The 13,847-nt window shown below is 51.8% G+C and carries 12 protein-coding genes; 8 read left to right on the top strand and 4 right to left on the bottom strand.

The genetic code is table 11. The annotated features are described in order from the left end of the window. Positions 1–97: 97 nt before the first annotated feature. Positions 98–649 carry an NAD(P)H nitroreductase gene (locus JOE25_RS07955; RefSeq protein ID WP_209633916.1) on the bottom strand — a complete coding sequence of 184 codons (552 nt, stop codon included), beginning with the start codon at positions 647–649 and terminating at the stop codon, positions 98–100. Between the two features lie 160 nt (positions 650–809). Here JOE25_RS07955 and sppA point away from each other — a divergent pair, with 160 nt between their 5' ends. The 4 genes from sppA (at position 810) to JOE25_RS07975 (ending at position 5,941) form a co-directional block, all read left to right on the top strand. Next, positions 810–2,666, top strand: a complete 1,857-nt coding sequence (sppA, locus tag JOE25_RS07960; protein ID WP_209633918.1) for a signal peptide peptidase SppA — start codon at positions 810–812, stop codon at positions 2,664–2,666. 93 nt (positions 2,667–2,759) lie between these two features. Beyond that, positions 2,760–3,776 carry an asparaginase gene (gene ansA / locus JOE25_RS07965; RefSeq protein ID WP_209633921.1) on the top strand — a complete coding sequence of 339 codons (1,017 nt, stop codon included), beginning with the start codon at positions 2,760–2,762 and terminating at the stop codon, positions 3,774–3,776. A 23-nt stretch (positions 3,777–3,799) separates the two neighbouring features. Continuing rightward, the gene (gene pncA / locus JOE25_RS07970; RefSeq protein ID WP_209633923.1) at positions 3,800–4,432 is read left to right on the top strand and encodes a bifunctional nicotinamidase/pyrazinamidase; all 633 of its coding nucleotides are present in this window, start codon (positions 3,800–3,802) and stop codon (positions 4,430–4,432) included. A gap of 228 nt (positions 4,433–4,660) precedes the next feature. Beyond that, positions 4,661–5,941, top strand: coding sequence for a glycoside hydrolase family 18 protein (locus JOE25_RS07975; protein ID WP_209633925.1), 1,281 nt, complete (start codon positions 4,661–4,663; stop codon positions 5,939–5,941). Between the two features lie 38 nt (positions 5,942–5,979). Here the strand turns inward: JOE25_RS07975 and JOE25_RS07980 are convergent, their stop codons facing one another. Together JOE25_RS07980 and msrB are read right to left on the bottom strand one after the other, a co-directional pair. Then, the gene (locus JOE25_RS07980; RefSeq protein WP_037419701.1) at positions 5,980–6,252 is read right to left on the bottom strand and encodes a DUF1315 family protein; all 273 of its coding nucleotides are present in this window, start codon (positions 6,250–6,252) and stop codon (positions 5,980–5,982) included. Between the two features lie 63 nt (positions 6,253–6,315). Continuing rightward, on the bottom strand, positions 6,316–6,729 hold the full coding sequence (gene msrB, locus JOE25_RS07985) for a peptide-methionine (R)-S-oxide reductase MsrB (protein WP_037419703.1): 414 nt from the start codon (positions 6,727–6,729) through the stop codon (positions 6,316–6,318). A gap of 348 nt (positions 6,730–7,077) precedes the next feature. On the opposite strand from msrB, the gene gapA reads away from it, so the two are divergent. Next, entirely contained in the window at positions 7,078–8,073 is a 996-nt protein-coding gene (gene gapA / locus JOE25_RS07990) for a glyceraldehyde-3-phosphate dehydrogenase (protein ID WP_012145453.1), read from the top strand. A gap of 78 nt (positions 8,074–8,151) precedes the next feature. Next, on the top strand, positions 8,152–9,027 hold the full coding sequence (locus tag JOE25_RS07995; RefSeq protein ID WP_209633927.1) for a D-hexose-6-phosphate mutarotase: 876 nt from the start codon (positions 8,152–8,154) through the stop codon (positions 9,025–9,027). Between the two features lie 115 nt (positions 9,028–9,142). Here the strand turns inward: JOE25_RS07995 and JOE25_RS08000 are convergent, their stop codons facing one another. Next, the gene (locus JOE25_RS08000) at positions 9,143–9,907 is read right to left on the bottom strand and encodes a MipA/OmpV family protein (protein WP_209633929.1); all 765 of its coding nucleotides are present in this window, start codon (positions 9,905–9,907) and stop codon (positions 9,143–9,145) included. 428 nt (positions 9,908–10,335) lie between these two features. On the opposite strand from JOE25_RS08000, the gene yeaG reads away from it, so the two are divergent. Together yeaG and JOE25_RS08010 are read left to right on the top strand one after the other, a co-directional pair. Continuing rightward, a complete protein-coding gene (gene yeaG / locus JOE25_RS08005; protein ID WP_209633930.1) occupies positions 10,336–12,270 on the top strand; it encodes a protein kinase YeaG in 1,935 nt (644 codons plus the stop codon). Between the two features lie 189 nt (positions 12,271–12,459). After that, entirely contained in the window at positions 12,460–13,728 is a 1,269-nt protein-coding gene (locus JOE25_RS08010; RefSeq protein WP_209633931.1) for a YeaH/YhbH family protein, read from the top strand. Positions 13,729–13,847 lie beyond the last annotated feature (119 nt).

The raw sequence follows: 13,847 nt of genomic DNA on the forward strand, positions 1-13,847 counted from the left end.
GATTGGTAAGAGCAGGTTGTCGATAACCGAACAGCCTGCTCAGAAACAACACAGAATGGCGGGATTTAGTGCATTTTTTCCGCAGTCCGTACGGGGCTCAGAAATAGCTGACGAACGGGGTGCTGTCTGGGGCGACCACTTTGGTGGACGCTTTTAGCTGAGGAGTGCCTAAATACAGGAAACCGACAATTTCGTCCTGTTCGCGGCAACCAAAGGCGTCACGAACCAAAGGATGTTCAGTCCAGGCACCGGTGCGCCAGATACCGTTAAAACCTTGGGCCAATGCTGCCATTTGCATAGCCTGGACCGCACAACCGGCGGAGACAACCTGCTCCCAACGCGGAACCTTGGTTTCTTCGGTACAATGCGCTACCACGGTAATGATCAGCGGAGCGCGGAACGGCGCCTTAGTCGCTTTCTCTATGGCCGCATCATCCATTTCATCCTGTTTTGCAGCAGCTTGTAACAATTGGCTAAAGCGCTCCAGCCCCTGGTCTTCGATCATCACAAAACGCCAGGGTTGCAAAGCACCGTGGTCAGGCGCCCGCAGGCCCGCGTTGATGATATTCTGACGAACCTCACCGGCAGGCGCAGGGGCCGCAAGGCGCGACGCAGAACGGCGATTCAGTAAAAGATCCAGTGCATCCATCGTAAACTCCTGATAACAATTTTCATTACGATCACGTTAACATAGCTAAACGGCGAGTGACAGTCTCGGCATTCCCCTCTGTGACCCACGATTTAAAGCTGACATTTCCTCGCCCGCTCATTAGGATAGCGGAACATTCTCGACTCTTGTTGGAGAGCACATGCGCACATTGTGGCAAATCATTGCCGGCGTTTTTAGGTGGACATGGCGTCTGCTGAACTTTATCAGGGAACTTATCCTCAATCTGTTCCTGGTGTTACTGATCTTGGTGGGGGTGGGCATTTATTTGTCGTTCCAAAGCTCAACCACGTCAACAGTCCCTACTCGCGGGGCATTACTGGTGGATCTGAGCGGCGTGGTCGTTGACCAACCCTCAATGAACAATAAAGTGCGCCAATGGGGCCGCGAACTGCTGGGCGCCTCAAGCAACCGCCTGCAGGAAAACTCCCTGTTTGACGTGGTTGATAGCATCCGTAAAGCCAAAGACGATAAAAACATTACCGGCATGGTATTGCAGTTGAATGACTTTGCCGGCGCCGATCAGCCTTCGCTGCAGTACATTGGCAAAGCGCTGCGTGAGTTCCGTGACAGCGGCAAACCGATCTTTGCCATCGGTGACAGCTATAACCAGACACAATATTATCTGGCCAGCTACGCCAACAAAGTTTACCTGTCGCCGCAGGGTGCGGTCGATCTGCACGGTTTTGCAACCAACAACCTTTACTACAAGTCGTTGCTGGAAAAACTCAAGGTCACAACCAACATCTTCCGCGTTGGGACGTATAAATCCGCCGTTGAGCCTTTGATCCGTGATGACATGTCACCGGCAGCTCGAGAAGCTGACAGCCGGTGGATTGGTGGCCTATGGCAAAACTATCTGGAGACAGTAGCGGCTAACCGTCAGATCACGGCGCAACAGCTGTTCCCAGGCGCTGCGGGCGTATTAAGTGGATTGCAGGCTGCCGGGGGGGACACCGCCAAGTATGCGCTGGACAACAAACTGGTTGATGAACTGGCATCACGAACCGTCATCGAAAATCAACTGATCAAGACCTTCGGTTGGGACAAACAGGCGAATGATTTCAACGCCACCAGCATCTATGACTATCAGCCGAAGCCTACGCCAGATCAGGGCGGCAAAATTGCCGTGATCTTTGCCAATGGCGCAATCATGGACGGCCCACAAACTCCGGGCTCCGTTGGGGGTGATACCACCGCCGCAGAACTGCGTCAGGCACGACTTGATCCGGCAATCAAAGCCGTGATTTTCCGCGTCAATAGCCCAGGTGGCAGTGTCAGTGCGTCTGAAGTTATTCGCTCCGAATTGGCTGCTGTGCGTGCCGCTGGCAAACCTGTCGTGGTCTCCATGGGCGGCATGGCAGCCTCAGGCGGCTATTGGGTCTCTACACCGGCGGACTACATCATCGCCAGTCCGAGCACCCTCACCGGCTCCATTGGCATCTTCGGGGTGATTAACACCTACGAGCAGACGTTGGACAGTATCGGCGTACATACCGACGGCGTGGCAACCTCCCCGCTGGCCGATCTGGCCGTCACCAAGGCGCTGCCGCCTGAGTTCTCGCAGATGATGCAATTGAACATCGAAAAAGGTTATCAAAACTTTATCGATCTGGTCGCCAAGTCCCGCAAAATGACACCGCAGCAGGTTGATCAGATTGCTCAGGGTCACGTGTGGCTGGGCAGCGATGCCAAGGCCAATGGCCTGGTCGATCAGTTGGGCGACTTCGACGACGCAGTGAAGAAAGCCGCCGAGTTGGCGCAATTGAAACAGTGGCAGCTTAACTGGTTTGTTGATACCCCAAGCCTGACCGATATGGTCCTCAGCCAGTTTGGTGTGTCTATTCACGCCATGCTGCCGGCGGCTATCCAGTCAATGCTACCCGCCCCGCTGGCGTCAGTCGCCATGGCGGTCAAAGAACAACCAGGTTTGTTCAATAATCTGAACGATCCGCAAAATCGCTATGCTATCTGTTTGACCTGCGGAGAAGTCCGCTAACAAATTAATCCTCAGCCCGGCACCCGCCGGGCTTTTTTTCTGCGCTTATCCCCCTATAATTCAGCCCATCTAATTTCTGTTAAAACCAAGACTATGCAAAAGAAATCGATTTACGTCGCCTACACCGGTGGCACCATCGGCATGCAACGTTCTGAACATGGCTACATCCCGGTTTCCGGCCACCTACAGCGTCAACTGGCCCTGATGCCAGAATTCCATCGGCCTGAAATGCCGGACTTCACCATTCATGAATACGCGCCGCTGATAGACTCCTCCGATATGACGCCTGAAGACTGGCAGCATATCGCCGATGACATCAAAATGAATTACGACCGTTATGATGGTTTCGTCATCCTGCACGGCACCGACACCATGGCCTTCACCGCATCGGCCCTGTCGTTCATGTTGGAAAACCTGGCCAAGCCGGTGATTGTGACCGGCTCCCAAATCCCGCTGGCGGAACTGCGTTCAGATGGCCAAACCAATCTTTTGAACGCGCTTTATCTGGCGGCTAACCACCCGGTAAATGAAGTCAGCCTGTTCTTCAACAACAAGCTCTTTCGGGGCAACCGCACGACCAAAGCACATGCAGACGGTTTCGATGCCTTTGCCTCGCCCAACCTGCCGCCATTATTGGAAGCCGGTATCCATATTCGTCGCCAAAACGGCATCGATAGCCCGGCCTGCAACGGTGACCTCAAAGTACATGACATCACACCCCAGCCGATCGGCGTAGTGACGATTTACCCAGGGATTTCCGGCGCCGTAGTGCGCAACTTCCTGCTGCAACCGGTGAAGGCATTGATACTTCGCTCTTACGGCGTGGGTAACGCACCACAAAAAGCAGAGTTGGTTGATGAGCTGCGCGATGCGTCTGAACGCGGCATCGTGGTAGTGAACCTGACGCAGTGCATCTCCGGGCGGGTAAACATGGAAGGTTATGCCACCGGTAATGCCTTGGCCCATGCCGGGGTCATCAGTGGGTTCGACATGACCGTTGAGGCTGCCTTGACCAAACTGCATTATCTGCTGAGCCAACCACTAACACCGGAACAAATCCGCAGCCAGATGCAGCAGGATCTGCGTGGTGAGCTGAGCATTAGTGGTTAACCATTCCGCACCACGGAGTAGAAATGAAAACAGCCCTGTTGCTTATTGATTTGCAAAACGACTTTTGTCCCGGCGGCGCACTGGCGGTGACAGAAGGCGATGCCGTGATCACGGTCGCCAATCAGGCCATGATGGCCTGTAGCGCACGCGGTGAGCCAGTGATCGCCAGCCAGGATTGGCACCCCGCCAATCATCGTAGCTTCGCGGTCAACGCCAATGCAGAGGTGGGAACCCTGGGTGAGCTCGACGGTTTACCTCAGGTCTGGTGGCCGGTGCACTGCGTGCAGCAAAGCCAGGGTGCCGAGTTTCACCCACAGCTAGAGCAGCAGCGCATCAGCACCGTGTTCCGCAAAGGCCAAAGTACAGATATCGACAGCTACAGTGCTTTTTTCGACAACGGCCACCGTTCACACACTGAACTGGACGCGTGGTTGAAAGCACAGAATGTCACTCACCTTGCCATCATGGGATTAGCAACTGACTACTGTGTGAAATTTAGCGTACTGGATGCATTAGCGCTGGGGTATCAAACATCGGTAATTATCGACGGTTGCCGCGGTGTCAATTTGCAGCCAGACGACAGCCAGAAAGCCCTTCAGGCCATGCAACAGGCTGGCGCTCAAATCGTGACGCTGTCACAGTTTATTGCACAATGATATAAACGGGCGTGAAACACGCCCATCTCCACTCCGCTAGAAACCTCGACGCCGCTCACATTCCAACCATTCTCATGTGATTACATCTTGTTCGTATCCAGCGCTTTTGCTGTTATGACCACTGATGCATTGCATCAATGAGTTATACGCATCCGGGGCCCTTTGAGCCCGGCTTTATGTTACCGCCTCAGGCGGTTTCGGTCGGCCTTGTCGACCAAAGGAGATTACATGGCTTTAACCCGTAAACTGCTGCCTTTGCTGGTAGCGGTACAGCTTGGTATGGCTGGAACCAGCATGGCTCACGCGGCCTCTTATCTGTCCGTTGGTTATTTCAACGGTGGGGGTGACGTTACCGCCGGCCCTGGCGGCGATATCAATAAGCTGGACGTCACACAAATCACCCACCTCAATTACTCTTTCGGCCTGATCTATAACGACGAGAAGCAGGAAACCCACCCGGCACTAAAAGACCCTGCTCGTCTGCACCAAATTTATCTGTCACCCAAGGTGATGGCCGATCTGCAATTGCTGCCCGTTCTGCGTAAGCAAAACCCTGAACTGAAAGTGCTGCTGTCCGTTGGTGGCTGGGGCGCCCGCGGGTTCTCCGGTGCCGCAGCAACACCTGAAAGCCGCGCCGTTTTTATCCGTTCGGTGCAACAGATCATTAAACAGTACCAACTGGACGGCATCGATCTCGACTGGGAATACCCGGTTAACGGTGCCTGGGGACTGGTCGAAAGCCAGCCGGCGGATCGCGCTAATTTTACCCTGTTGTTAGGGGAGCTGCGTAAGGCGCTGGATAACGGCAAATTGCTGACCATCGCCGTCGGCGCCAATGTGAAAAGCCCACAAGAGTGGGTCGATGTTAAGGGCATTGCACCCTATCTCGACTATATCAACCTGATGACCTATGACATGGCGTACGGCACTCAATACTTCAACGCCAACCTGTATGATTCCAAACAGTGGCCAACCGTCGCGGCTGCCGATCGTTACAGCGCCAATTTTGTCGTGGATAACTATTTGGCAGCAGGGTTGAAGCCCGCGCAATTAAACCTGGGGATTGGTTTCTATGGCCGGGTGCCAAAACGGGCGACCGAACCGGGTATAGATTGGGACAAACCAGACGCAGCTAAAAACCCTGTCACCCAGCCCTATTTCACTGCACGTGAAACTGCCGTGTTCAAATCCATGGGATTGGACCTCACCAAGGACAGTTACTTTAAATACAACGATATCGTCAGCAAACTGTTAAACGATCCGCAGCGGCGCTTCACCGCCCATTGGGACAGCGACGCTCAGGTACCTTATCTGACGATGAAATCTGCCGAAGGCAAGCCGCTGTTTGCCATTTCGTATGAGAACCCACGCTCGGTTGAGCTCAAAGCGGACTACATCAAAAGCAAAGGACTCGGTGGCGCCATGTTCTGGGAATACGGCGCGGATGACAATAACCGGTTGGCGCATCAATTGGCGGAATCATTGGGGATTAACAACGGGAAACGCTAAATCAACGGGGCGATGGCAGCATCGCCCCGTTGTCAGATTCACTGTGGTTTTAACTTCACCAGCGGTTCAGCAATGAACTGCTGTTTCAGTTCTTGCTTACTCTTCATCACTATCTGGCCATCAGTGCCGATGCTCATATGCTGAGGATCCGTATTGTGCAATGACTGCCACAGCATCACCGCCTGCAGGCTATTTTCTTTTTGTTCCGGGGTCAACGCGACGCCATCCGGCCATTTACCTAACTCAACAGCCAATACCAGGCGTTGATAGATTTCCGGCGTCATGGCGGCAATCAAGTCTTTCACGTCCATCAGAGCATTTCCTCACTCGTGGAAGAATAATTAGCTGAATCGATTTTTCTAACGGAATAATCGTTAGCCTGCCGTTTTTTCGCCGTTCTCGCCGTCAGTAAAGCTCAGCGACGCGGAATTAACGCAAAAACGCTCGCCGGTCGGTTGCGGGCCATCCGGGAAAACATGCCCTAAATGTGCGTCGCAGTGACCACAGCGAATTTCAACACGGTGCATATTGTGTGTATTATCATCAAGATAACGAATAGCATCGTCAGATACTGGCTCATAGAAGCTTGGCCAGCCACAACCGGAGTCATACTTGCTGTCGGAGTAGAACAGCGGTTGGTTACAGCACAGACAATGGTACACGCCCTCGCGTTTGTTGTGCAGTAATTTACCGGAATACGGAGCCTCGGTACCACGCTCTTGCGTCACATAACGTTGGATTTCATTCAGTTCCGTGCCCGGATGGTCAGGGGTTGTCTCTTTAGCCATTTGTGCGATTCTCTGAATGTGGATAATGTCAACGAAAACAATGAGTAATAATAACAAAAAATTAACAACACTGCAGCGATTTTTGGCCTAAACTGTACGCCATAAAGGCCATGTCACGGCAATATGTGATGCCGATCACACATCTTAAACGGACTGACTTTATACTTGGCGGTTTGACCCCATATAACGGATGAGGCCGAACGCAAACGGAATGTGCAATAAGCACTCAAACCAACGTCTCAGGTTTGATTTGCAGCAAGAATTGACACGATTCCGCTTGACGCTTGGTAAGGTTTTTGTAATTTTACAAGCAACCTTTTATTCACTAACAAATAGCTGGTGGAATATATGACTATCAAAGTAGGTATCAACGGTTTTGGCCGTATCGGTCGCATTGTTTTTCGTGCTGCTCAAGAACGTTCTGACATCGAAATCGTTGCAATCAACGACCTGTTAGACGCAGAGTACATGGCTTACATGCTGAAATATGACTCTACTCACGGCCGCTTCAACGGCACTGTAGAAGTTAAAGACGGCCACCTGGTTGTTAACGGCAAAACCATCCGTTGTACCTCAGAAAGAGATCCGGCTAACCTGAAGTGGAACGAAGTCAACGTTGACGTCGTTGCTGAAGCAACTGGCCTGTTCCTGACTGACGAAACTGCACGTAAACACATCGCTGCAGGCGCTAAGAAAGTTGTTCTGACTGGCCCATCCAAAGACGACACCCCAATGTTCGTTATGGGTGTGAACCACAAATCCTACGCAGGTCAGGAAATCGTTTCTAACGCTTCTTGTACCACCAACTGCCTGGCACCACTGGCTAAAGTTATCAACGACAAGTTCGGCATCGTTGAAGCGCTGATGACCACTGTGCATGCAACTACCGCAACTCAGAAAACTGTTGATGGCCCGTCTCACAAAGACTGGCGCGGCGGCCGCGGCGCATCCCAGAACATCATCCCTTCTTCTACCGGTGCAGCTAAAGCTGTAGGTAAAGTTATCCCAGAACTGAACGGCAAACTGACCGGTATGGCGTTCCGCGTTCCAACTCCGAACGTGTCTGTGGTTGACCTGACTGCTCGTCTGGCAAAACCAGCGTCTTACAAAGAAATCTGTGCTGCTATCAAAGCGGCTTCTGAAGGCGAGCTGAAAGGCGTTCTGGGTTACACCGAAGACGAAGTAGTTTCTACCGATTTCAACGGTGAAACTCTGACTTCCGTATTCGATGCCAAAGCCGGTATCGCACTGAGCGACACCTTCGTGAAACTGGTTTCTTGGTACGACAACGAAACTGGCTATTCCAACAAGGTTCTGGATCTGATCGCTCACATCTCCAAATAATGGATTGATGTTAAGTGATGATGAGGGCGACATTTGTGTCGCCCTTTTTTGTTTCTACGGCGAACAAAAGGCAATCTGATGAACGAAAAGATTTTCACCCTACCCGTTACCGAACAAATTTCACCTTACATCAGCCAACGTCAACTCGACGAACTGCCTGTGGTGGTCGTTTCCCACCCCAAAGTACGCGCAGCAATCTCGTTGCAAGGCGCACATCTGTTGGCCTGGCAACCTAGCGGTGAAAAACCGGCTATTTGGCTGAGCAACAACACGCCGTTTAAAAAAGGCAATGCCATCCGCGGTGGCGTACCGATTTGCTGGCCCTGGTTTGGCCCGGTGGCAAAACCCTCACACGGCTTCGCCCGCAATCAGCCGTGGAGCCTGACGGCGCATGACGAAGACGAGAACGGCGTCATACTGACATTCACGCTGAAAGACAATGAGCAAACTCGTAGCCTGTGGCCCCATGCCTTTACGCTGATTGCTCGCTTTAAACTGGGTGAAGAATGCGAGATAGAACTGGAGTCACATGGTGACTATCAGGCAACCGCTGCGCTGCACACGTATTTCCAGATCGGTGATATTGCACAAGTTAACGTTGCCGGTCTCGGTGAGCCTTATATCGATAAGGTCGCTGGCGGTTCAGAAGCACGCCAGGTGGGCGATGTGACCTTCGTGGGGCAAACTGACCGGGTTTACACCAAGCCAGATGCTTACAGCCTGATTAAGGACGCATCGCTGCGGCGCACCATTGAGGTTCATCATCACCATATGAGTGATGTGATTGCCTGGAATCCAGGGGTGGAATTGTCTTGCAGCATGGCAGATATGCCAAACGACGGTTATAAAACCATGGTTTGCGTGGAAACAGGTCGCGTCAGCAAGCCTCTGGTGGCCGCAGGTGAACAACCGGCGCGTTTGGCTGTGACCTTCCGCATCCGTAGCAACGCGTAGTCTTTCTTAGTGCGGTCAATACGACCGCCTTCCGTTACCGCACCAAGAATGTGCAAAAGGGGCGTAAACGCCCCTTTTTGATGCACTTATTGCACACTATTTGTGCGCAGCTGGATTAGAAGCTGTATTTCACGCCTGTCATCAACAGCCCGGTGTAAGATTTATCCACCATTGGGCTATCTTTCACTTCGTCAGACAGTTTGACATAGCGACCGACAAAGAACGCATCCCAATCCTTGTTGATCTTGTAGTTAGCGCTCAGCTCAACATAAGGTGCCCAGCTATCGCTCGGCGTATAGCTGTCAAGACCGCTGCGGCGAGACTCGTCTTCACTCACGCCAAAGTAATATTTGTTCTGGTTTTTGCTGCTCCACATCACACCCACTCCGGGTACCAAGGTAAAGGCGTCCAGATCAAATTTGTACAGATAGGCCAGGTCACCGACGATACCGTTGCTGTAATTCAGCGTATCGCCTGTCAACGTCGTCCGCAGGATGCCCCACTCGGCAAAATGCGAATAGGCCAGGCCGGCCATCAGCGTACCGCGACGTTTGTTCAACTGTTTCATGCGATCGTCGTCGCTGTCACCTGGGCGGTAACCCAGCGGCGAGTAGTAGCCCATCAGGCTCAGTTGATTTTCCTGATCTTTCCACAGGTAATAACCGGCAGTCAGCGTCCGGAAGTAGAAGTCGTCACCTTCATAATTAATAACGGGTACCGGGTACACGCGGTCCTGATAACCACGATACGGGTCCGGACTAACCAGTGCGGAAGCACCGAGTGACCAAGTTCCTGCCTGAGCACTTTGCGCACAAACCATTGCGGAAGCGATAATTGCTAGCGTTTTGAGTTGAAAAATCTTCACTGGTTCTTTTTCCATAAATAACAGAGTTAATTGCGGACATAGTTTATGTGAAAAATTCGTTACGCGCTGAATCTTTACAATGGAAAACGACTAAGATCGAATAACTTAGAACAGAAATATGAATTAATCATGGCAGAACAGTGACGTTTTTTGCCGCAGGCCGCGCCAGACAAGGCATTTGATACGCCTGTAATAACTGAGTCATTGATATGACTTAAAAAAAGCTTTTTATGACGCAGGAAATTTTCCGGTATGCAAACTAAGCTTAAATCAGAAGGTGAATGAATCCTGAGCCAGTGGCAATACAGCGCAACTCGCGATTATAAGCGCACCAAGTTGGCATACGGGTTGCTGTACTCAGGGATAACTTCTTCTTTCGGGGGCCACAAGACTATCACTAGCTCCCTTTAACCTGTGCTAATAACGAAAGGACGGGCATCGCCATGAACATATTTGACCACTATCGCCAGCGCTACGAAGCTGCCAAGGACGAAGAGTTCACACTGCAGGACTTTCTTACCATTTGCCGGCAAGATCGCAGTGCATATGCCAATGCGGCCGAACGTCTGCTGATGGCTATCGGTGAACCAGTTATGGTCGACACCGCGCTTGAGTCGCGCATGTCTCGCCTGTTCTCCAACCGCGTGATCGCACGCTACCCGGCATTCGAAGAGTTCTACGGCATGGAAGAAGCTATCGAACAGATAGTCTCTTATCTGAAGCATGCCGCGCAGGGCCTCGAAGAGAAAAAACAAATTCTTTACCTGTTGGGCCCTGTGGGCGGCGGGAAATCATCGTTGGCGGAACGCCTGAAGGCGCTGATGCAACTCGTACCGATTTACACACTGAGTGCCAACGGAGAACGCAGCCCGGTCAACGATCATCCGCTGTGCCTGTTCAATCCGCAGGAAGATGCCAATATTCTGGAAAAAGAATATAACATTCCTAATCGCTATCTCGGCACCATCATGTCCCCGTGGGCGGCTAAACGCCTGCATGAATTTGGCGGCGATATCACCAAATTCAAAGTGGTGAAAGTGCGCCCTTCCATCCTGGAACAGATCGCCATCGCCAAAACAGAACCGGGTGATGAGAACAACCAGGATATCTCTGCGCTGGTAGGTAAAGTGGATATCCGCAAGCTGGAAAACCACGCGCAGAACGATCCGGATGCCTATGGCTACTCCGGCGCCCTTTGCCGTGCCAACCAAGGGATCATGGAGTTCGTAGAGATGTTCAAGGCACCGATCAAGGTGCTGCACCCTCTGCTGACTGCCACCCAGGAAGGTAACTACAACGGTACCGAGGGGATTTCTGCCCTGCCGTTCAGCGGCATTATTCTGGCCCACTCCAACGAATCCGAATGGGTGACCTTCCGTAACAACAAAAACAACGAGGCATTCCTGGACCGTGTTTATATCGTTAAGGTCCCGTACTGCCTGCGGGTGTCGGAAGAGATAAAAATCTACGACAAACTGCTGGATCACAGCGAACTGACCCATGCCCCATGCGCCCCTGGCACACTGGAAACGCTGGCTCGCTTTACCGTGCTTTCACGCATGAAAGAGCCTGAAAACTCGAGCATCTACTCTAAGATGCGCGTCTATGATGGCGAAAGCCTCAAGGATACCGATCCGAAAGCCAAGTCGTATCAGGAATACCGCGACTATGCAGGGGTTGATGAAGGCATGAACGGCCTGTCCACCCGTTTTGCATTTAAAATCCTCTCAAGGGTGTTCAACTTTGATCACGCTGAGGTCGCTGCTAACCCGGTACACCTGTTCTACGTACTGGAACAGCAGATCGAACGCGAGCAATTCCCACAGGATTTGTCAGAGAAATACCTGGAACACCTGAAAGGCTATCTGATCCCGAAATACGCCGAGTTTATCGGTAAAGAGATCCAAACGGCCTATCTGGAATCCTACTCGGAATACGGCCAGAACATTTTCGACCGCTACGTGACCTATGCAGATTTCTGGATACAGGATCAAGAGTACCGTGATCCGGATACTGGGCAACTGTTCGATCGCGAGTCCCTGAATGCTGAACTGGAGAAAATCGAAAAACCCGCTGGCATCAGTAATCCGAAAGACTTCCGCAACGAAATAGTCAACTTCGTGCTGCGTGCCCGGGCTAATAATAGCGGTCGTAACCCTAACTGGACCAGCTATGAGAAGCTGCGTACCGTGATCGAGAAGAAAATGTTCTCGAACACCGAAGAGTTACTGCCAGTGATTTCGTTTAACGCTAAAACCTCAACGGATGAGCAGAAAAAACACGACGACTTCGTCGACCGTATGATGGAAAAAGGCTACACCCGCAAACAAGTGCGTCTTCTGTGTGAATGGTATCTGCGGGTCAGGAAGTCTTCATAACGACTATATCCAAAGTCGTTGGTGGTTGTATCGACGGCAACTGAGCCTATCCCCGGGTGCGTACAAAGAGTACGTGGCCTGGGGTAAGCCGGGAAACCAACCCAAATACAGCCTCAAGTATGGCGGATATAATGAGAATTGGCGTCATGGAGATGGCATAGCAAGTTGGCAACGTCGTTTGGGGGATGTATGGCGTATTTTATTGACCGACGACTTAATGGCAAAAACAAGAGCATGGTTAACCGCCAACGTTTCTTGCGCCGTTACAAGTCGCAAATCAAACAGTCGATTGCCGAAGCCATCAACAAGCGTTCGGTCACCGACGTAAACAGTGGAGAATCCATCTCGATCCCCACTGGTGATATCAACGAACCAATGTTTCATCAGGGTCGCGGTGGCACACGCCATCGCGTTCATCCAGGTAACGATCATTTCGTGCAGAATGACCGTGTCGAACGCCCTCAGGGTGGCGGGGGCGGTGGCAGCGGTCAAGGTAACGCCAGCCAAGACGGTGAAGGCGAGGACGAATTCGTCTTCCAAATTTCCAAGGACGAATATCTTGACCTGCTGTTTGAGGATCTGGCGCTGCCGAATCTGAAAAAGAACCAGTATAAGCAGCTTACAGAATACAAAACCCATCGGGCTGGTTACACCGCCAACGGCGTACCGGCCAATATTAGCGTGGTCCGTTCGCTACAAAATTCGCTGGCGCGACGTACTGCGATGACCGCCGGCAAACGACGCGCGTTACATGCGTTGGAGGACGAACTCACCCAGATGGAAAACACCGAACCGGTGCAACTGCTGGAAGAGGAAAGGCTGCGCAAAGAAATTGCTGAATTACGCAAAAAAATCGAAAGCGTACCCTTTATTGATACGTTTGATTTGCGTTACAAAAACTATGAGCGCAGACCGGAACCTTCAAGCCAGGCAGTCATGTTCTGCCTGATGGACGTTTCCGGCTCAATGGACCAGGCCACCAAGGACATGGCTAAGCGTTTCTATATCCTGCTCTATTTATTCCTGAGCAGAACCTATAAAAACGTAGATGTCGTCTATATCCGTCACCATACTCAGGCAAAAGAAGTGGATGAACAGGAGTTCTTCTATTCGCAAGAAACCGGTGGGACTATCGTTTCCAGCGCGCTGAAACTGATGAACGAAGTGGTTGAAGAGCGTTACGATCCTGCGCAATGGAACATCTATGCTGCACAGGCGTCAGATGGTGACAACTGGGCCGATGACTCACCGTTGTGTCATGAGTTGTTGGCAAAACAACTGCTGCCCATGGTGCGTTATTACAGCTACATCGAAATCACGCGTCGCGCCCACCAGACGCTGTGGCGGGAGTATGAAGACTTGCAGGCGAAATTCGAAAACTTTGCCATGCAGCATATCCGCGAACCGGATGATATCTACCCCGTATTCCGCGAGCTATTCCACAAGCAGACCGTGTAATTAACATTGTGAATCGCAGCCGGCTAATCTCATTAGCCGGCTGTTTTTTTGCAGGATAAGCACGTTCTTTCAGCACCAAGCCTAAACGACGATAAGGCACCAAGCCTGACGCTTATCCT

It is taken from the genome of Serratia sp. PL17, from assembly GCF_017832355.1.
In the GTDB taxonomy this organism is placed as follows: Bacteria; Pseudomonadota; Gammaproteobacteria; order Enterobacterales; family Enterobacteriaceae; genus Serratia.

Excerpts from the sequence above, each read along its gene's own strand:
- JOE25_RS07955 (WP_209633916.1), bottom strand. The coding sequence starts at position 649 with ATGGATGCACTGGATCTTTTACTGAATCGCCGTTCTGCGTCGCGCCTT.
- sppA (WP_209633918.1), top strand. The coding sequence starts at position 810 with ATGCGCACATTGTGGCAAATCATTGCCGGCGTTTTTAGGTGGACATGG.
- ansA (WP_209633921.1), top strand. The coding sequence starts at position 2,760 with ATGCAAAAGAAATCGATTTACGTCGCCTACACCGGTGGCACCATCGGC.
- pncA (WP_209633923.1), top strand. The coding sequence starts at position 3,800 with ATGAAAACAGCCCTGTTGCTTATTGATTTGCAAAACGACTTTTGTCCC.
- JOE25_RS07975 (WP_209633925.1), top strand. The coding sequence starts at position 4,661 with ATGGCTTTAACCCGTAAACTGCTGCCTTTGCTGGTAGCGGTACAGCTT.
- JOE25_RS07980 (WP_037419701.1), bottom strand. The coding sequence starts at position 6,252 with ATGGACGTGAAAGACTTGATTGCCGCCATGACGCCGGAAATCTATCAA.
- msrB (WP_037419703.1), bottom strand. The coding sequence starts at position 6,729 with ATGGCTAAAGAGACAACCCCTGACCATCCGGGCACGGAACTGAATGAA.
- gapA (WP_012145453.1), top strand. The coding sequence starts at position 7,078 with ATGACTATCAAAGTAGGTATCAACGGTTTTGGCCGTATCGGTCGCATT.
- JOE25_RS07995 (WP_209633927.1), top strand. The coding sequence starts at position 8,152 with ATGAACGAAAAGATTTTCACCCTACCCGTTACCGAACAAATTTCACCT.
- JOE25_RS08000 (WP_209633929.1), bottom strand. The coding sequence starts at position 9,907 with ATGGAAAAAGAACCAGTGAAGATTTTTCAACTCAAAACGCTAGCAATT.
- yeaG (WP_209633930.1), top strand. The coding sequence starts at position 10,336 with ATGAACATATTTGACCACTATCGCCAGCGCTACGAAGCTGCCAAGGAC.
- JOE25_RS08010 (WP_209633931.1), top strand. The coding sequence starts at position 12,460 with ATGGCGTATTTTATTGACCGACGACTTAATGGCAAAAACAAGAGCATG.